This window comes from Streptomyces kurssanovii, from assembly GCF_040677245.1.
GTDB classification, from domain to species: Bacteria; Actinomycetota; Actinomycetes; order Streptomycetales; family Streptomycetaceae; genus Streptomyces; species Streptomyces kurssanovii.
The window spans coordinates 226,278-243,777 of the sequence record NZ_JBFAQK010000002.1; the positions used below are offsets into that span (position 1 = coordinate 226,278).

The 17,500-nt window shown below is 70.2% G+C and carries 16 protein-coding genes; 9 read left to right on the forward strand and 7 right to left on the reverse strand.

Going from position 1 to position 17,500, the window contains the following annotated elements; genetic code table 11:
• Positions 1-11: 11 nt before the first annotated feature.
• On the reverse strand, positions 12-428 hold the full coding sequence (locus tag AB0K36_RS03090; protein ID WP_364587412.1) for a pyridoxamine 5'-phosphate oxidase family protein: 417 nt from the start codon (positions 426-428) through the stop codon (positions 12-14).
• A 121-nt stretch (positions 429-549) separates the two neighbouring features.
• Positions 550-1,215: a response regulator gene (locus tag AB0K36_RS03095; RefSeq protein WP_364587415.1), complete on the reverse strand. Its 666-nt coding sequence runs from the start codon at positions 1,213-1,215 to the stop codon at positions 550-552.
• Positions 1,216-1,542: 327 nt separating this feature from the next.
• On the opposite strand from AB0K36_RS03095, the gene pdhA reads away from it, so the two are divergent.
• The 5 genes from pdhA (at position 1,543) to AB0K36_RS03120 (ending at position 7,240) form a co-directional block, all read left to right on the forward strand.
• On the forward strand, positions 1,543-2,694 hold the full coding sequence (pdhA, locus tag AB0K36_RS03100) for a pyruvate dehydrogenase (acetyl-transferring) E1 component subunit alpha (RefSeq protein WP_037774160.1): 1,152 nt from the start codon (positions 1,543-1,545) through the stop codon (positions 2,692-2,694).
• Positions 2,695-2,696: 2 nt separating this feature from the next.
• Positions 2,697-3,677, forward strand: coding sequence for an alpha-ketoacid dehydrogenase subunit beta (locus AB0K36_RS03105; RefSeq protein ID WP_189473234.1), 981 nt, complete (start codon positions 2,697-2,699; stop codon positions 3,675-3,677).
• A gap of 14 nt (positions 3,678-3,691) precedes the next feature.
• Positions 3,692-5,122 (forward strand): dihydrolipoamide acetyltransferase family protein, encoded by a 1,431-nt coding sequence (locus tag AB0K36_RS03110; protein ID WP_364587420.1) that lies wholly within the window; start codon positions 3,692-3,694, stop codon positions 5,120-5,122.
• A 160-nt stretch (positions 5,123-5,282) separates the two neighbouring features.
• Positions 5,283-5,936: a GntR family transcriptional regulator gene (locus tag AB0K36_RS03115; protein ID WP_189473236.1), complete on the forward strand. Its 654-nt coding sequence runs from the start codon at positions 5,283-5,285 to the stop codon at positions 5,934-5,936.
• Positions 5,933-7,240 carry an MFS transporter gene (locus AB0K36_RS03120; protein ID WP_364587423.1) on the forward strand — a complete coding sequence of 436 codons (1,308 nt, stop codon included), beginning with the start codon at positions 5,933-5,935 and terminating at the stop codon, positions 7,238-7,240. The genes AB0K36_RS03115 and AB0K36_RS03120 overlap by 4 nt, the downstream gene beginning before the upstream one ends.
• Positions 7,241-7,360: 120 nt before the next feature.
• Here the strand turns inward: AB0K36_RS03120 and AB0K36_RS03125 are convergent, their stop codons facing one another.
• Positions 7,361-8,185, reverse strand: a complete 825-nt coding sequence (locus AB0K36_RS03125; RefSeq protein ID WP_364587426.1) for a maleylpyruvate isomerase family mycothiol-dependent enzyme — start codon at positions 8,183-8,185, stop codon at positions 7,361-7,363.
• A 167-nt stretch (positions 8,186-8,352) separates the two neighbouring features.
• Between AB0K36_RS03125 and AB0K36_RS03130 the strand changes: the two genes are divergently transcribed.
• Positions 8,353-9,159 (forward strand): carbon-nitrogen family hydrolase, encoded by an 807-nt coding sequence (locus AB0K36_RS03130; protein ID WP_189473239.1) that lies wholly within the window; start codon positions 8,353-8,355, stop codon positions 9,157-9,159.
• Between the two features lie 39 nt (positions 9,160-9,198).
• Here the strand turns inward: AB0K36_RS03130 and AB0K36_RS03135 are convergent, their stop codons facing one another.
• Positions 9,199-9,693 carry an LURP-one-related/scramblase family protein gene (locus AB0K36_RS03135; RefSeq protein WP_364587429.1) on the reverse strand — a complete coding sequence of 165 codons (495 nt, stop codon included), beginning with the start codon at positions 9,691-9,693 and terminating at the stop codon, positions 9,199-9,201.
• Positions 9,694-9,880: 187 nt separating this feature from the next.
• Between AB0K36_RS03135 and AB0K36_RS03140 the strand changes: the two genes are divergently transcribed.
• Positions 9,881-11,698 (forward strand): NHL domain-containing thioredoxin family protein, encoded by a 1,818-nt coding sequence (locus AB0K36_RS03140; RefSeq protein ID WP_364587432.1) that lies wholly within the window; start codon positions 9,881-9,883, stop codon positions 11,696-11,698.
• A 147-nt stretch (positions 11,699-11,845) separates the two neighbouring features.
• Here AB0K36_RS03140 and AB0K36_RS03145 read toward each other — a convergent pair whose 3' ends face one another.
• The 3 genes from AB0K36_RS03145 to AB0K36_RS03155 all read right to left on the reverse strand — a co-directional run bounded on the left by AB0K36_RS03145 (position 11,846) and on the right by AB0K36_RS03155 (position 15,664).
• On the reverse strand, positions 11,846-12,145 hold the full coding sequence (locus AB0K36_RS03145) for a hypothetical protein (RefSeq protein WP_364587435.1): 300 nt from the start codon (positions 12,143-12,145) through the stop codon (positions 11,846-11,848).
• Between the two features lie 207 nt (positions 12,146-12,352).
• On the reverse strand, positions 12,353-13,648 hold the full coding sequence (locus AB0K36_RS03150) for a M18 family aminopeptidase (RefSeq protein ID WP_364587438.1): 1,296 nt from the start codon (positions 13,646-13,648) through the stop codon (positions 12,353-12,355).
• A gap of 189 nt (positions 13,649-13,837) precedes the next feature.
• Positions 13,838-15,664, reverse strand: coding sequence for an acyl-CoA dehydrogenase (locus AB0K36_RS03155; RefSeq protein ID WP_364587441.1), 1,827 nt, complete (start codon positions 15,662-15,664; stop codon positions 13,838-13,840).
• A gap of 132 nt (positions 15,665-15,796) precedes the next feature.
• Here AB0K36_RS03155 and AB0K36_RS03160 point away from each other — a divergent pair, with 132 nt between their 5' ends.
• Both AB0K36_RS03160 and AB0K36_RS03165 read left to right on the forward strand, forming a co-directional pair.
• Positions 15,797-16,249, forward strand: coding sequence for an SseB family protein (locus AB0K36_RS03160; protein ID WP_005314710.1), 453 nt, complete (start codon positions 15,797-15,799; stop codon positions 16,247-16,249).
• 143 nt (positions 16,250-16,392) lie between these two features.
• Positions 16,393-17,349 (forward strand): pirin family protein, encoded by a 957-nt coding sequence (locus AB0K36_RS03165; RefSeq protein WP_364587444.1) that lies wholly within the window; start codon positions 16,393-16,395, stop codon positions 17,347-17,349.
• Positions 17,350-17,500 lie beyond the last annotated feature (151 nt).

The following is a 17,500-nucleotide window of genomic DNA, read 5'->3' on the forward strand; positions in this document are numbered from 1 at the left end:
CAGATGTTAGATCACTCCGTGTGTCGCGCCGAATTCCCTTCGGAGTCGCCCATGGTTCGCACGGTGGCGAAGTGGGGTTCGACGCACAGATATGCCGGCCGGAAGTCCTCGCCGTCGATGCGGTGCGGCCGAGGCCCGAAGCGCGCCAGCTCCTCTTCCGTCGGCCTGACCGTCTCCGCGGTACCGGTGAACTGCACCGACCAGAGAGCCGCCGAGCCGGAGTTGAGGTTGTCCGCGCCGTAGGCGACCACGCTGCCGCAGCCGGCCCGCGGATGCTCGCCGGTGGCCTGCAGGCGCAGCAGCACCCGGCCGTCCGCCACGACGTGGCGTGCGGGGACCAGGACGGGCATGGCCCGGACGCTGGTGGCCAGGAGGCCGTAGCGGACACGGCCGAGCAGCTCGATGGCGCGGAGTTCCTCTGAGGGCATGCCGTCCACTCTTCGTGACCGGCGGCTCCGCAGGGTAGGGCCGCCGGCCCCCGATGTGACGGGACCTAAGTCCCGTGACCTGGCGTGGCGGCGTTGGTCCGAACGAGTGACAGCGGCCGGCTCAGCGGTGCTGACGCTCCGTCTGGATCCTCGCGACGTACGCGGCGGCCTGAGCGCGCCGTTCCATGCCCAGTTTGGAGAGCAGGCTGGAGACGTAGTTCTTGATGGTCTTCTCCGCGAGGTGGAGCCGCTCGCCGATGGCCCGGTTGGTGAGTCCTTCCCCGATCAGATCCAGGATCCTGCGTTCCTGGTCCGTGAGGTTCGCGAGCCGCGAGTCGCCGACCGGCCTGTTCCCCTCGCGCAGCCGCTCGAGGACCCGGGCGGTCGCCACCGGGTCGAGCAGTGATCTGCCCGCGGCGACGTCCCGCACCGCTGCGAGCAGCTCGCTGCCGCGGATCGCCTTCAGCACGTATCCCGAGGCACCGGCCATGATCGCGTCGAAGAGGGCCTCGTCGTCCGCGAACGAGGTGAGCATCAGGCACGTGATGTTCTCGTTCCGCGAACGGACCTCGCGGCACACCTCCACGCCGCTCCCGTCCGGCAGCCGCACGTCGAGCACGGCGACATCGGGAGCGGCCGCAGGGATCCTGACCAGGGCGTCTTCCGCGGTTCCCGCCTCGCCGACGACCTCGATGTCGGCCTCGGCGGAGAGCAGCTCATGAACGCCGCGCCGGACCACTTCATGGTCGTCGAGGAGAAATACAGTGATTTTTCCCTTTTCGTGCACGGAGGCAGTCTCACATATTGACTCTTCCCGTGTCCGGGGTGGCCGGGATAACGTGCCCGTGTTCCGGCGGCCTGCAGGGCTGTGACCAGTGGTTGTTCCCCTATTTCTCGATTTACTTGGAAATCCAAGCAAAATCGCAGGTCAAATGGGGTTTCGCAGTAATGCTGCCCACTGGGTAACGTGCCTGTGACAGGACGTTCGCCGGGGCACCTGTCACGCCTGACTTCCGGCCGCGTCGCACACACCCCGTGCGCGGGCACGGACGTGGGCGAGCCGCACTGGCTTTCCGGCGGACCCCGGGGGCCGGACCGACGGAGGAGCACGCACGTGACCGTGGAGAGCACTGCTGCCGCGCGTAAACCGCGACGCGCCAGCAAGCGCGCCAGCGCCACCAAGAAGCCGCAGAGTTCCGAGCCCCAGCTCGTACAGCTGCTGACGCCCGAGGGCGAGCGCGTCCAGCATCCCGAGTACGACATCGATCTGAGCGCCGACGAGCTGCGCGGGCTGTACCGGGACATGGTCCTGACCCGCCGCTTCGACTCCGAGGCCACCGCCCTGCAGCGCCAGGGCGAGCTGGGCCTGTGGGCCTCGCTGCTGGGTCAGGAAGCCGCGCAGATCGGCTCGGGACGCGCCCTGCGCGACGACGACTACGTCTTCCCGACCTACCGCGAGCACGGCGTCGCCTGGTGCCGCGGTGTCGACCCGACCAACCTGCTGGGCATGTTCCGCGGGGTGAACCACGGTGGCTGGGACCCGACCACCAACAACTTCCACCTCTACACGATCGTCATCGGCTCGCAGACGCTGCACGCCACCGGCTACGCCATGGGCGTGGCCAAGGACGGCGCCGACTCGGCCGTGATCGCGTACTTCGGCGACGGCGCCTCCAGCCAGGGCGACGTGGCCGAGTCGTTCACGTTCTCCGCGGTCTACAACGCCCCGGTCGTGTTCTTCTGCCAGAACAACCAGTGGGCGATCTCCGAGCCCACCGAGCGCCAGACCCGGGTGCCGCTGTACCAGCGCGCGCAGGGATTCGGCTTCCCCGGCGTCCGCGTCGACGGCAACGACGTCCTCGCCTGCCTGGCCGTGACCCGCTCCGCCCTGGAGCGGGCCCGTCGCGGCGAGGGCCCGACGCTCGTCGAGGCCTTCACGTACCGGATGGGTGCGCACACCACCTCGGACGACCCCACCAAGTACCGCCACGACGACGAGCGTGCGGCCTGGGAGGCCAAGGACCCGATCCTGCGCCTGCGTACGTACCTCGAGGCCGAGGGCCACGCCGACGAGGCGTTCTTCACCTCCCTCGACGAGGAGAGCGACGTGCTCGCCAAGCGGGTCCGTGAGGCGGTCCGGGCCATGCCCGACCCCGAGGACATGGCGATGTTCGACCATGTCTACGCCGACGGGCACTCGCTCGTCGACGAGGAGCGCGCCCAGTTCGCCGCTTACCAGGCGTCGTTCGCCGAGGAGGGCAACTAGTCATGGCTGTACAGAAGCTTCCTCTCGCGAAGGCGCTCAACGAGTCGCTCCGCAAGGCCCTCGAGACGGACCCCAAGGTCCTGATCATGGGTGAGGACGTCGGCAAGCTCGGCGGCGTCTTCCGTATCACCGACGGCCTCCAGAAGGACTTCGGCGAGGACCGGGTCATCGACACCCCGCTCGCCGAGTCGGGCATCGTCGGCACGGCCATCGGTCTGGCCCTGCGCGGCTACCGCCCCGTGGTGGAGATCCAGTTCGACGGCTTCGTCTTCCCGGCGTACGACCAGATCGTCACGCAGCTCGCGAAGATGCACGCCCGCGCGCTCGGCAAGATCAAGCTGCCGGTCGTCATCCGCATCCCCTACGGCGGCGGCATCGGCGCGGTCGAGCACCACTCCGAGTCCCCGGAGGCGCTCTTCGCGCACGTGGCCGGCCTCAAGGTGGTCTCCCCGTCGAACTCCTCGGACGCCTACTGGATGCTCCAGCAGGCGATCCAGAGCGACGACCCGGTGATCTTCTTCGAGCCGAAGCGCCGCTACTGGGACAAGAGCGAGGTGGACACCGAGGCCATCCCCGGCCGGCTGCACGCGGCGCGTGTCGCACAGCCCGGGTCCGACATCACGCTGGCCGCCTACGGCCCGATGGTGAAGGTCTGCCTCGAGGCGGCCGCGGCCGCCGCCGAGGAGGGCAAGTCGGTGGAGGTCATCGACCTGCGCTCGATGTCCCCGATCGACTTCGACACCATCCAGACGTCCGTGGAGAAGACCCGCCGGCTGGTCGTGGTCCACGAGGCCCCCGTCTTCTACGGCTCCGGCGCCGAGATCGCGGCCCGCATCACCGAGCGGTGCTTCTACCACCTCGAGGCCCCTGTGCTGAGGGTCGGCGGCTTCCACGCCCCGTATCCTCCGGCGCGGCTCGAGGAGGAGTACCTTCCGGGTCTGGACCGTGTGCTGGACGCCGTCGACCGCTCGCTCGCGTACTGAGGAGTGCCGTGACCATGACTCAAGACACTTCCCTTCGCTTCCGCGAGTTCAAGATGCCCGACGTGGGCGAGGGACTCACCGAGGCCGAGATCCTCAAGTGGTACGTCCAGCCGGGCGACACCGTCACCGACGGCCAGGTCGTGTGCGAGGTCGAGACGGCGAAGGCGGCCGTCGAGCTGCCGATCCCGTACGACGGCGTGGTGCACGAGCTGCGCTTCGCCGAGGGCACCACCGTCGACGTCGGCACCTCGATCATCACGGTCGATGTGGCGCCGGGCAGCGGTGACGCGGCTCCGGCGGAGGCCGCCGCGGTGCCGCCCGCCCAGACCGAGGCGTCGCCCGTCGCCGAGGCCGCCGCAGAGGCGGAGGAGGCGAAGCCGCAGGGCCGCCAGCCGGTCCTCGTCGGCTACGGCGTCGCCGAGTCGTCGACCAAGCGCAGGCCGCGCAAGCAGGTGGGTGCGCCCGAGCAGAACCAGGCGGCCGCGGCCGTCCAGGCGGAGATGAACGGCCACGGCGCGCCGACGGCGCCGCGTCCGCTCGCCAAGCCGCCGGTGCGCAAGCTCGCCAAGGACCTGGGCATCGACCTGGCGACGGTCACCCCGACCGGTCCCGACGGCGTCATCACCCGCGAGGACGTCCACGCGGCCGCCGCCCCGGCCGCCGTCGCGGCACCGGTCACCGCGCCGGCAGCCGAGCCGTTCACCGCACAGGAGCCGCTCGCGGCCCCCGCCGTCGACGCGGGCGCGCGAGAGACCCGGGTGCCGATCAAGGGCGTGCGCAAGGCGACCGCCTCCGCGATGGTCGGCAGCGCGTTCACCGCACCGCATGTCACGGAGTTCGTCACGATCGATGTGACGCGCACCATGAGGCTGGTCGAGGAGCTGAAGACCGACAAGGACATGGCCGGTCTGCGGGTCAACCCGCTGCTGTTGATCGCCAAGGCCCTGCTGGTCGCCATCAAGCGGAACCCGGAGATCAACGCCTCCTGGGACGAGGCGAACCAGGAGATCGTGCAGAAGCACTACGTCAACCTGGGCATCGCCGCGGCAACTCCGCGCGGCCTGATCGTGCCGAACATCAAGGACGCGCACGACAAGACACTGCCGCAGCTGGCATCGGCGCTGGGCGAGCTGGTGGCCACGGCCCGCGAGGGCAAGACCACCCCGGCAGCGATGCAGGGCGGCACGGTGACCATCACCAACGTCGGTGTGTTCGGCGTCGACACCGGTACGCCCATCCTCAACCCCGGTGAGTCCGCGATTCTGGCGGTGGGTGCGATCAAGCTCCAGCCGTGGGTCCACAAGGGCAAGGTGAAGCCCCGTCAGGTCACCACGCTGGCGCTCTCCTTCGACCACCGCCTGGTCGACGGCGAGCTCGGCTCCAAGGTTCTCGCCGATGTCGCGGCGATCCTGGAGCAGCCGAAGAGGCTGATCACCTGGGCCTGACGGGCCTGAAGTCCTGTTTCACGTGAAACGCCCGGCCGGGTGGTCCCGGTCGGGCGTTTCGCGTTGAAGGCGATGTGTTTCATGTGGTTATGCCGGAAATGGCCTTCCGTTATGCGGACGTGACTGCCTGATGCACCTGTGTTGTATCTATGCTGTGCGCATGCCTGCCGCGCCCGTGAAACGACCCCCTGCCGCCGACCGCGTCTACACCCACGTCAAGCAGGCCGTCCTCGACCGGCGCTACGAGGGCGGCACCCTTCTCACCGAAGGCGAACTCGCCGAAGCCGTAGGGGTCTCCCGCACCCCGGTACGGGAGGCCCTGCTCAAGCTCGAGGTCGAAGGGCTGATCAAGCTCTATCCCAAGAAGGGCGCGCTCGTCCTCGCCGTCTCCGCCCAGGAGATCAGGGATGTGGTCGAGACCCGCCTGCTGGTCGAGGAGTTCGCCGTACGCCGGGCCGTGCCCGCGCCCGCGGTGCTCGTCGCACGCCTGGAGGAGCTGCTGGCCGAACAGCGCCGCCACGCCGACGCCGGAGATCTCGCCGCCTTCGCCGTCAGCGACCGGTGCTTCCACGCCGAGATCGTCAAGCACGCGGGCAACGACATCCTCTCCAGGCTGTACGACCAGCTCCGCGACCGTCAGCTGCGCATGGGCGTCGCGATGATGCAGGCGTTGCCGGACCGCATCACCCGCAACCACGACGAGCACGCCGAGATCCTCGAAAGGATCAAGGCCGGGGACGCCGAGGGTGCCGCCGCCTGCGTGCGCGGGCACCTCGGCCGGGTCGAGGACCTGGTCCGGGGTGAGACACGGTGAGCGGCTCAGGCCCCGCGCTGTCCCTGCCCGGTGATCCCCCCGGTGGCCGGCGCGCCGCCGCGGTCTGGGGCATCGGCGTCGCCGTCTACTTCGTCGCTGTCATCTTCCGTACCAGCCTGGGCGTCGCCGGCCTCGACGCCGCCGACCGCTTCGACGTGGGCGCCTCCGCCCTGTCCACCTTCTCGATCCTCCAGCTCCTCGTCTACGCGGGCATGCAGATACCGGTCGGCCTGATGGTCGACCGGCTGGGCACCAAGAAGGTGCTCACCATCGGCGTGGTGCTGTTCACCGTCGGCCAGCTGGGCTTCGCGCTCTCGCCCTCGTACGAGACGGCTCTCGCGTCCCGGGCACTGCTCGGCTGCGGCGACGCGATGACCTTCATCAGCGTGCTGCGTCTCGGATCGCGCTGGTTCCCCGCCCGCCGCGGACCCCTCATCGGGCAGGTCGCCGCCCTCTTCGGAATGGCAGGCAACCTCGTCTCGACGCTCGTCATCGCCCGCATGCTGCACGGTGTCGGCTGGACCGCCACCTTCGTCGGCAGTGCCGCGTGCGGCGTGGTCGTCCTGATCCTGCTCTCGCTCTTCCTCTCCGACCACCCGGAAGGCCACGAACCCCCGCCGGCCCGGCACGCGGGGCCCGCCTTCGTGCGGAAGCAGATAGCCACGTCCTGGCGCGAGCCCGGAACCCGGCTCGGCATGTGGGTCCACTTCACGACCCAGTTCCCCGGCATGGTGTTCCTGCTGCTGTGGGGGATGCCGTTCCTGGTGGAGGCGCAGGGCCTGTCCCGCGAGACCGCGGGCAGCCTGCTGACGCTGGTGGTGCTCTCCAACATGCTGGTGGGCCTGGTGTACGGCCAGGTCATTGCCCGCCACCACGGAGCACGGGTGCCACTGGCGCTCGGCACGGTCGGGGCCACCGCCGCCCTATGGGCGGCCACCATTGCCTACCCGGGTGACCATGCGCCCATGTGGCTGCTGATCACACTGTGTTCGGTGCTCGGCGCCTGCGGCCCCGCCTCGATGATCGGGTTCGACTTCGCGCGTCCGGCCAACCCGCCGGAACGACAGGGCACCGCGTCCGGGATCGTCAACATGGGCGGGTTCGTCGCCTCGATGACGACGTTGCTGGCGGTGGGCGTCCTTCTGGACGCCACCGGCGACGACTACCGCATCGCCTTCTCGTCGGTCTTCGTGCTGGAGGCGCTCGGGATCACCCAGATCCTGCGGCTGCGCGCCCGCGCGGCACGACGCGAACGGGAACGGCTGGTGGCGAGCCGGGTGGAGGCGGTGCACGTCCCGGCCTGAATGCCCGGCCTGAATGCCCAGCCCTGAGTGCCCAGCCCTGAGGGCCCGGCCGAGGACGGGATCCGGCCCTCGGCGGCGCGCACGGGCCCCGGGGCCCCTCCCCGGGCCCCGCAGGCCCGTCTACGGCGTGACCGCGAACTCGCGCAGGATCGCCGCCGCCAGCTCCGTGTCCCCGTCCACCTTGATCCGGTCGGGCACGGCCGCCGCCCGGACGCGTCCGCAGGCCAGCCGGTAGTAGGTCTCCCAGTCCAGGGCGAGGGTCACCAGCGGGCCGAGCGAGGGCGAGCCGTCGATCGAGCCGCGTCCGTCGGAGTCGACCCGCACCGTGCGCAGGAACTCCAGCGGGCCGTGCACATCGAAGACGACGGCCGAATTCGCGGGCGCGCCCGCCTCCTTGGCGACCACCTTGGGCAGGCCCTGGAGAAGCACGTCCCGGGCGACGTACGCGCCGGGGGAGTCGAGGTTGCCGGGCTTGTTCAACGCGGTCCGCAGGTCCTGCTCGTGCACCCACGCGTCGAACGCCCGCATCCGGTAGGCCACTTCGACGGTCTGCTCGGCTCCGAGCGGCGCTCGGATCAGGGCGTCGGGGCTGCGGTTCTCGTTACGCAGCTGACGTGCCCGCCGAATCATCGTGTACTCGAGTTCCGCGGTCATCTCCGGCGCCGTGTGGTGGCGCCGCACATCGACCTGCATCTCCATGTAGCGGGCGAACTCGCTCTGCACATGGTAGAGATCGCGCGGCAAGGAGTGGATGGGCCGCGGGTCGCCGAGCATCTCGCACTCCATGCCGATGACATGCGAGACGATGTCCCGCACCGACCAACCCGGGCACGGAGTGGCGCGGTTCCACTCACCCTCGACGAGCGGCCCGACCAGCTCGGCTATCGCTTCGATGGAGTGGGTCCAGGCATCTGCGTAGTTCTGGAGGCTGGGATGGACGGTCACGGGACCCCTCGGCGGTCGTACGCGGACAAATTGGACTGGCAGCGCTGTGGGGGTCCGGGGGTGGCCCCCGGATGAGCACAGTACGCTGCCCGAAGGCACCCCGGCAGTGCTTTCGTGTGACGATCGTAGGCCCGTGTTGACGGCTCGAATGCCAGGACGGTGGTAGTGTGCGCGCCTCTCTCCTTCAGATCGCAGTAGACCCGGACGAAACGGCCGATTCCCGTAGGCGGCGTGCGGCCTCTCTGGTGCGGGAACAGGCGGGCTCCGAACTGGTGATCCTCCCCGAGCTGTGGCCCGTGGGCGCCTTCGCCTACCAGCAGTTCGAGCAGGAGGCGGAGCAGCCCACCGGACCGACCTTCGAAGCCATGGCCGAGGCCGCGAAGGACGCGGAGGTCTGGCTGCACGCCGGTTCCGTCGTGGAGAAGGCCGATGACGGCACCCTCTACAACACCGCGCTCGTCATCTCCCCCACCGGCGAACTCGCCGCCGTCTACCGCAAGATCCACCGCTTCGGCTTCGACAAGGGCGAGGCCGTGATGATGGGCGCGGGCGAGGACCTGGTGACCGTCCCGCTCCCGGGCGCCCTCACCATCGGTCTCGCCACCTGCTACGACCTCCGCTTCCCCGAACTGTTCCGCGGCCTCGTCGACGCCGGCGCCCAGGCGCTGGTGATCCCCGCCGGCTGGCCCGCCCGCCGCCGCGAGCACTGGACCCTGCTCGCCCGCGCACGCGCGGTGGAGAACCAGGCCTACGTCCTCGCCTGCGGCACGGCGGGCACCCACGCCGGCGTCGAGCAGGCCGGCCACAGCATCGTCGTCGACCCCTGGGGCGAGGTCCTCGCGGAGGCGGGCCCCGGCGAAGAGGTCGTCACCGTGGACCTCGACCCCGCGAAGGTCACCACCACCCGGGACGACTTCCCCGCCCTCAAGGACCGCCGCCTGGGCCTGCCGGCCCCCGCCGCCCCGAGGCTCTGACCGCACGCGTCGAGGGAGGGTCCTTGAGCGGATCCTCCCTCAGCGGTCCTCCCGCTCCTTCTCCGCCATCCGGATCACACACACCGCCACCGCGATCAGCAGCGCCGCGTCCGCGTCCTCCCGTACGACGTCCACCCCGTACGTGTCCCGCAGCGTCAGCCAGCGCCGCGAGATGTGGGCCAGGAGCTCCCCCTCGTACTCGACCGCGAACTCCCGGTCCAGGATCCGCCCGCTGACGTCCAGCTCGGTGCCCTCGGCCAGCGTCACCCGGTAGTGATTGCGCAGCAGTGACATGCGCTTCCTGCGGACGGTGGCCAGCGTCCCGCCGTCCCGTTCGATCGTCATCGCGTCCCGGACGCTGAACATCCGCCGGCGCAGAGTGATCAGCACCCGCCCGTCCGGGTCCTTGATCTCCAGGGTGTCCCGCAGCCGCATGGCCTTCCCGTCGACCAGGAAGGCGTGCCGCCCGTGCTCGTCATCGATCCAGTAGTCGTCGCCGATCGCGAAGATCCTGTCCCGCACCAGATATTTCATGGCGGAATGAGTACCCCCGCGAGGGCGGCGGGACGGGGGTACGGCCGCACGTGCACGCGTTCGGGTGCCCCGCGCGTGCCGGACCGGTCCCGGTCCACGGCCACGACCAGGGGGCGCCGTGGCAGGGCGTCGGCCGCGTTGCCGTACGCGTGATCCGGCGTTCGTACCCGGATGGCAAGCTTTAAGCATGAACGATGCCGCCCCGGCGCCCACCCCCGCGCCCGCGCCCCGCCGTGCCCGTGTCCGTGCCCCCGAGCTGATCGGCAAGGGCGGCTGGCTCAATACCGGAGGGAAAGACCTCACCCTCGCCGATCTGCGAGGGCGCATCGTAGTTCTCGATTTTTGGACGTTCTGCTGCATCAACTGCCTGCACGTCCTCGACGAGCTGCGCGAGCTCGAGGAGAAGCACCGCGACACCGTGGTGATCATCGGGGTCCACTCGCCGAAGTTCGTGCACGAGGCCGAGCACCAGGCCGTCGTGGACGCCGTCGAGCGCTACCAGGTGCACCACCCCGTCCTCGACGACCCCGAGCTCGGCACCTGGAAGCAGTACGCGGTACGCGCGTGGCCGACGCTCGTCGTCATCGACCCCGAGGGGTACGTCGTCGCGCAGCACGCCGGCGAGGGGCATGCGCACGCCATCGAGAAGCTGGTCGAGGAGCTCGAGGCGGAGCACGCGGCGAAGGGCACACTGCGCCGCGGCGACGGCCCCTACGTCGCTCCGGAGCCGGTCGCCACCGACCTGCGCTTCCCCGGCAAGGCCCTGCTGCTGCCCTCCGGGAACCTCCTCGTCTCCGACTCCACCCGGCACCAGCTGGTCGAGATGGAGGCGGACGGCGAGAGCGTCGTGCGCCGCATCGGCGACGGTGAGTTCAACGAGCCGCAGGGGCTCGCCCTGCTGCCGGACGGGCGGGTCGCCGTCGCCGACACCGTCAACCACGCCATCCGCGCGTACGACCCGGCGACCGGCGCGATCGAGCTGCTCGCCGGGACCGGGAAGCAGTGGTGGCAGGGCTCGCCCACCTCCGGGCCCGCGCTCGAGGTGGCTCTCTCCTCCCCGTGGGACGTCGCCTGGTGGCAGGGCCGGCTGTGGATCGCCATGGCCGGCGTGCACCAGCTGTGGACGTACGACCCCGAGCAGGGCACGGTCCAGGTCGCGGCAGGCACCACCAACGAGGGTTTGGTCGACGGGCCCGCCGCCGAGGCCTGGTTCGCACAGCCCTCCGGGCTCGCGGCCACCGAGGACCGGCTGTGGATCGCGGACTCGGAGACGTCCGCGGTCCGCTGGATCGACCGCGACCTTCAGGTCCACACCGCCGTCGGCACCGGACTCTTCGACTTCGGGCACCGCGACGGCGACGCCGGACAGGCGCTGCTCCAGCACCCGCTGGGGGTCACCGCCCTGCCCGACGGGTCCGTCGCCGTCAGCGACACCTACAATCACGCCCTGCGCCGCTTCGATCCCGCGACGGGTGAGGTGACCACCCTGGCGACGGATCTGCGCGAGCCCAGCGGGGCGGTGCTGGTCGGCGAGGACATCGTGGTCGTGGAGTCGGCCAGGCACCGGCTGACCCGGCTGCGGCTGCCCGACGAGGCGGTACGGGTGGAGTCGGTCGCGCACCGTACGCAGCGTGCGGCGACCGACGTCGCGCCGGGCGCGCTCCGGCTGGACGTGGTCTTCGAGGCCCCGGCCGGCCAGAAGCTGGACACCCGGTACGGGCCTTCGACGCGGCTGCTCGTCTCCTCGACCCCGCCGGAGCTGCTGCGTGCGGGCGAGGGGGCGGGGACGGACCTGAGCCGTGAGCTGGACATCGACCCGTCCGTCGGGGAGGGCGTGCTGCACGTCTCCGCGATGGCCGCGTCGTGCGACGACGACCCGGAGAACGAATACCCGGCCTGCCACGTCCACCAGCAGGACTGGGGCGTTCCGGTGCGGATCACGGCCGAGGGCGCGACCCGGCTGCCGCTCGTGCTGGCGGGGATGGACCGGGCCGAGGCCCAGTAGTTCCGGCCCGGCGGAAGCCGCGCCCAGCGGAAGCCCGGATCAGCGGAAGCCCGGACCAGCGGAAGCCGGGCCCGGCAGCGACCGGGCCCGGCGAGCGGCCCGGGAGGAACAGGCTCAGCGGGAAACGGGAAAGGGGACGTGGGGCGGTCAGCGCGCCTTGGCCGCCTCTTCGAGGCCCCGCATCAGGTCGTCCTTGTTCATGCACGGCTGGATCTCGACCTGCGCCCCGAGCTCACGGAAGAGCGGTTCGAGGAGGACCGGCAGCTGGGCGCTGTCCTGCATGTCGAAGACGATGACGCAGGAGCGGCAGCCCTGGTGCGGGCTGAAGTAGGCCGCCTCCGGATCGAGCCGGCCGAGGATGCGGCCCCAGATCTCCTGGATCCGTGCCGGGTCGGTCAGGTCGTTGGTCTGCTTCGTGTCCATGACGGCCCGCAGCATCATCCTCATGACGGTCGCTCCGATCGTGTCGTGCCGAGTGGGCCCCCCTTGCCGCACTCAGCGTCGACCGCCCCGGAGGCGGCGGCAACATCTGCTACGCCGCCCCGGTGGAACCGGGCACTGCCGGAACAGGCCCCCTTCGGGCAGCCTGCGTCACCGTCGCACCCGGCGGCACCCGGCCGCGACCCCTGGGCGGGGCCGCGGCCGGCGCTGTCCTCAGCCCTCCAGGAAGGCGGCGAGCGCGTTGGCGAGCAGGTACGGGTCGTCCGCGCCGCACAGTTCGCGGGCGCTGTGCATCGACAGGATGGCGACGCCGATGTCGACGGTGTGGATGCCGTGCCGGGCCGCCGTGATGGGGCCGATGGTGGTGCCGCACGGCATCGCGTTGTTCGACACGAACGTCTGCCACGGCACGCCGGCCTTCTCGCAGGCCGCGGCGAAGTAGGCCCTGCCCTGGCCGTCGGTGGCGTACCGCTGGTTGACGTTGACCTTGAGGATGGGGCCGCCGTTGGCGCGCGGGTGGTGCGTCGGGTCGTGCCGCTCGCCGTAGTTGGGGTGGACGGCGTGGCCGGTGTCGGACGACAGGCAGACCGTTCCCGCGAAGGCGCGGGCCCGGTCCTCGAAGCTGCCGCCGCGGGCGAACACGGAACGCTCCAGCACCGACCCGAGCAGCGGGCCGTCGGCGCCGGTGTCCGACTGGGAGCCGTTCTCCTCGTGGTCGAAGGCGGCGAGGACGGGGATGAAGGGCAGCTCGGAAGAGGCCGAGACCGCGGTCAGCGCGGCCGTTCCGGCGTGTACGGAGACGAGGTTGTCCATCCGCGGGCCGGCGAGCAGTTCGCGGTCGCGCCCCAGATAGGCGGGCGGTTCGACGGAGTGGGCCATCAGGTCCCATCCGGTGACCTCGCCCTGGGGGATGCCGGACTCCGCCTCGAGGAAGCGGATCAGATCGCCTTCCTCGACATCGCCGAGCCCCCAGATCGGCTGCATGTGGCGCTGCCGGTCGAGCTTGAGGCCGTCGGTGTTGACGGAGCGGTCGAGGTGGACCGCGAGCTGCGGTACACGCAGCAGCGCCCGGTCGATGTTGACCAGCCGGTGGGACCCGTCGCGCAGCGTGAGCCGGCCGGCGAGCCCGAGGTCGCGGTCGAGCCAGGTGTTGAGGAGGGTGCCGCCGTAGATCTCGACGGCGACCTGCCGCCAGCCGTAGGCGCCGGTGTCGGGCAGGGGCTTGACCCGCAGGTTCGGCGAGTCGGTGTGCGCGCCGACGATGCGGAACGGGGTGTGGGCCGAGGCGCCTTCCGGCACGTACCAGGCGATGAGGGCCCCGCCGCGCAGTACGTACTTGCCGCCGGTGGTCCCGTCCCAGGCGTCGGTCTCGAGGACCTGCCGGAAGCCGGCCTTCTCGAGCCTTTCGGCAGCTGCGGCGACCGCGTGGTACGGCGTGGGTGCTGCCGTGAGGAAGGACATGAGGTCGTCGGTGTGGCCGCGATCGAAGCGGGCAGGTTCGCTGCTCATGGGTTCACCTTAACGAGGGGGTAAGTTGCCCGGTCGTCCATCTGTGACACCTGGTCCACAGGGTGCCGGCGACGGCTGGAAACGGCTGCCGCGACGGTCCGGCGGGGCACGGGCCAGGGTACCGAGGGGACGCGGCAGGGCCGCCGTCCGAGGAGTCGGACGGCGGCCCTGTGACGGTCTGACGGGAGCCTAGAAGGCGGCCTCGTCGAGGTCCATCAGCGAACCGTCGACGGTCTCGGCGAGCGCGCGCTCGACGGAGACGCCCGGGAGGACGTTGGCGGCGAAGAACTTCGCCGCCGCGATCTTGCCCTGGTAGAACGGCACGTCCTTGGCGGAAGCGGTCTCGAGCTTCTCGGCGGCGACGGCCGCGCCGCGCAGCAGCAGGTAGGCGACGACCACGTCACCGGAGGCCATCAGCAGGCGGGTGGTGTTGAGGCCCACCTTGTAGATGTTCTTGACGTCCTCGCCGGTGGCGATGAGGTCGTTCGTCATGGTGCCGACGATCGCCTCGAGGTCCACGGCGGCCTTGGCCAGCGCGTCGCGGGCGGATGCCAGCTCCTCGCCGCCGGTGCCGACCGCGAGGAACTTCTTGATCTCCTCGGAGAGGGCGTTCAGCGCCTGGCCCTGGTCGCGGACGATCTTCCGGAAGAAGTAGTCCTGGCCCTGGATGGCGGTGGTGCCCTCGTAGAGGGTGTCGATCTTGGCGTCGCGGATGTACTGCTCGACCGGGTACTCCTGGAGGTAGCCGGAGCCGCCGAAGGTCTGCAGCGACTGGGCCAGCTGCTCGTAGGACTTCTCCGAGCCGTAGCCCTTGACGATCGGCAGGAGCAGGTCGTTCAGCGCCACGAGCGACTTGGTGTCCTCGCCCGCGGCCTCCTTGACGGCGATGTCGTCCTGGATGGAGGCGGTGTAGAGCACAAGGGCGCGCATGCCCTCGGCGTACGCCTTCTGCGTCATCAGGGAGCGGCGCACGTCGGGGTGGTGCGTGATGGTGACCTTGGGGGCGGTCTTGTCCGCGAAGTTCTTGAGGTCCGGACCCTGGACGCGCTCCTTGGCGTACTCCAGCGCGTTGAGGTAGCCGGTGGACAGGGTGGCGATGGCCTTCGTGCCGACCATCATCCGGGCGAACTCGATGATCATGAACATCTGGCGGATGCCGTCGTGCTTGTCGCCGATCAGCCAGCCCTTGGCGGGGTGCTGGTCGCCGAACGTCATCTCGCAGGTGTTGGAGGCCTTGAGGCCCATCTTGTGCTCGACGTTCGTCGCGTAGACGCCGTTGCGCTCGCCCAGCTCGCCGGTCTCCCAGTCGAAGTGGTACTTGGGCACGAGGAAGAGGGAGAGGCCCTTGGTGCCCGGACCGGCACCCTCGGGGCGGGCGAGGACGTAGTGGAGGATGTTCTCCTCCATGTCGTGCTCACCGGAGGTGATGAAGCGCTTCACGCCCTCGATGTGCCAGGAGCCGTCCTCCTGCTGGATCGCCTTGGTGCGGCCGGCGCCCACGTCCGAGCCGGCGTCCGGCTCGGTGAGGACCATGGTGGAGCCCCAGCGCTTCTCGACGGCTATCTCGGCGATCTTCTTCTGCGCCTCGTTGCCCTCGTCGAAGAGGACGCCGGCGAAGGCCGGGCCGGAGGAGTACATCCACACGGCCGGGTTCGAGCCGAGCAGCAGCTCCGCGTAGGACCAGATCAGGGAGCGGGGCGAGGTGGTGCCGCCGATCTCCTCGGGCAGGCCCAGACGCCAGTACTCGGAGTCCATGAAGGCCTTGTAGCTCTTCTTGAAGCTCTCGGGGACCGGGGCGGTGTTGGTCGCGGGGTCGAACACCGGCGGGTTGCGGTCGGCGTCGGCGAAGGACTCGGCGAGCTCGTTCTCCGCGAGGCGGGCGATCTCCTCGAGGATCGACTTGGCGGTGTCGACGTCCATCTCCGCGAACGGGCCGGTGCCGTACAGCTTGTCGCGCCCGAGGACCTCGAAGAGGTTGAACTCGATGTCGCGGAGATTCGACTTGTAGTGCCCCATGGCGACGGCTCCGTAAGGATCGGAAGTCTGGATTTCTCATCCACGTACCAGCAAGTAGCTACGATAATGCTACCCGTCGGTAATAAGATGCAACCCCTATAGGGGCAACTGTGACTCGTTACTCTTGCGGGCATGTACGGCTACGACCAGACCCCGGGCGCTCAACAGCAGCAGTACGTGCCTCAGCAGCCCTCCTACGGGGAGCAGCCGCTGTACCCCGAGCCGTCGCCGCCGTCACTGGCCGACGCGGTGCGGGCCTTCACGACGGGGTCGATGGCGGCCGAGGACTTCCAGCAGATCTTCGCGACGTCGAAGGTCTACTGTCCGCGCGGCGACAACCCGGGGTTCCTGGCCCTGCACAACACGCAGCAGCCGGTGATCCCGATGTTCACCTCGCTCAAGGAGCTGCGCCGGTACGCCGGCAAGGAGTCGAAGTACTTCGTGATCACGGGGGCCGAGGTGATCGACCTGCTGCCGACGGGCTACGGCTTCGTGCTGGACATGGAGGGCGACCACCGGATGGTCTTCGACGCGAAGGCCGTCGAGCAGATGGTCGACTTCGCGATGCGGCGGATGTACGGGTAACCGTCGCCACGCCGTGCCGGGGGTCCGCCGCGGCCTCGCGCACTTGTTTCCGCGCCCGGGAGGAATTCCTCCCGGGCGTTCTCCGTTTGCGGTGGCAAGAAGTTCACTCTTCAACTAAAGTCGTCGCACAAGGAGGTCCCGCCATGCCCGCAGTGACTGTCGAGAACCCGATCACCCTGCCGCGCGTCGCCGCGCCCGCCGAGGCGCTGCCGAGGCCCGTGCTCGCCGTGACCACGGCCCCGAGCGGCTTCGAGGGGGAGGGATTCCCGGTGCGGCGCGCGTTCGCCGGGATCAACTACCAGTACCTCGACCCGTTCATCATGATGGACCAGATGGGCGAGGTGGAGTACGCGCCCGGCGAGCCGAAGGGCACGCCCTGGCACCCGCACCGCGGCTTCGAGACGGTGACGTACCTGGTCGACGGGACCTTCGTGCACCAGGACAGCAACGGTGGCGGCGGAACCATCCAGAACGGCGACACGCAGTGGATGACGGCCGGAAGCGGCCTGCTCCACATCGAGGCCCCGCCGGAGGAGCTGGTGGTGTCGGGAGGCCTGTTCCACGGCCTCCAGCTGTGGGTGAACCTGCCCGCGCGCGACAAGATGATGGACCCGCGCTACCAGGACATCCGCGGCGGCCATGTGCGCCTGCTGACCTCCCCCGACGGCGGTGCCCTGCTCCGCGTGATCGCCGGCGAGCTCGGCGGCCATGAGGGCCCGGGCATCACCCACACCCCCATCACCATGGTCCACGCGACCCTGGCGCCGGGCGCGGAGATCACCCTGCCGTGGCGCGAGGACTTCAACGGCCTCGCGTACGTCCTCGCGGGCCGCGGCGCGGTCGGACAGGAGCTGCGGCCGGTGCGGAAGGGGCAGACGGCCGTCTTCGGCGACGGCGGATCGCTGACCGTTCGCGCGGACGAGTCGCAGGACTCCAACACGCCCGACCTGGAGATCGTGCTGCTCGGCGGACAGCCGATCAGGGAGCCGATGGCGCACTACGGCCCCTTCGTGATGAACACCCAGGACGAGCTGCGGCAGGCCTTCGAGGACTTCCAGCGGGGCCGTCTCGGCACCGTTCCGGCGGTCCACGGCATGTAGTCGCTCTCCCGCCGCCCGTCCGGTCCGCGTCGGCCCGGAGGGCCTCTCCCCGCCGTTGGTTTGACGGGCCGTCACCCGTGCGGACCGGATGGGCGGGACGGGTGCGGGCGACCGTGGTCGGGTGGGGCTGTGCCCCAGTCGAAGCCGCTGC

Bases quoted from the DNA above. Each gene is read 5' to 3' on its own strand.
- AB0K36_RS03090 (WP_364587412.1), bottom strand. From the start codon at position 428: ATGCCCTCAGAGGAACTCCGCGCCATCGAGCTGCTCGGCCGTGTCCGC.
- AB0K36_RS03105 (WP_189473234.1), top strand. From the start codon at position 2,697: ATGGCTGTACAGAAGCTTCCTCTCGCGAAGGCGCTCAACGAGTCGCTC.
- AB0K36_RS03110 (WP_364587420.1), top strand. From the start codon at position 3,692: ATGACTCAAGACACTTCCCTTCGCTTCCGCGAGTTCAAGATGCCCGAC.
- AB0K36_RS03115 (WP_189473236.1), top strand. From the start codon at position 5,283: ATGCCTGCCGCGCCCGTGAAACGACCCCCTGCCGCCGACCGCGTCTAC.
- AB0K36_RS03135 (WP_364587429.1), bottom strand. From the start codon at position 9,693: ATGAAATATCTGGTGCGGGACAGGATCTTCGCGATCGGCGACGACTAC.
- AB0K36_RS03140 (WP_364587432.1), top strand. From the start codon at position 9,881: ATGAACGATGCCGCCCCGGCGCCCACCCCCGCGCCCGCGCCCCGCCGT.
- AB0K36_RS03145 (WP_364587435.1), bottom strand. From the start codon at position 12,145: ATGAGGATGATGCTGCGGGCCGTCATGGACACGAAGCAGACCAACGAC.
- AB0K36_RS03150 (WP_364587438.1), bottom strand. From the start codon at position 13,648: ATGAGCAGCGAACCTGCCCGCTTCGATCGCGGCCACACCGACGACCTC.
- AB0K36_RS03155 (WP_364587441.1), bottom strand. From the start codon at position 15,664: ATGGGGCACTACAAGTCGAATCTCCGCGACATCGAGTTCAACCTCTTC.
- AB0K36_RS03160 (WP_005314710.1), top strand. From the start codon at position 15,797: ATGTACGGCTACGACCAGACCCCGGGCGCTCAACAGCAGCAGTACGTG.
- AB0K36_RS03165 (WP_364587444.1), top strand. From the start codon at position 16,393: ATGCCCGCAGTGACTGTCGAGAACCCGATCACCCTGCCGCGCGTCGCC.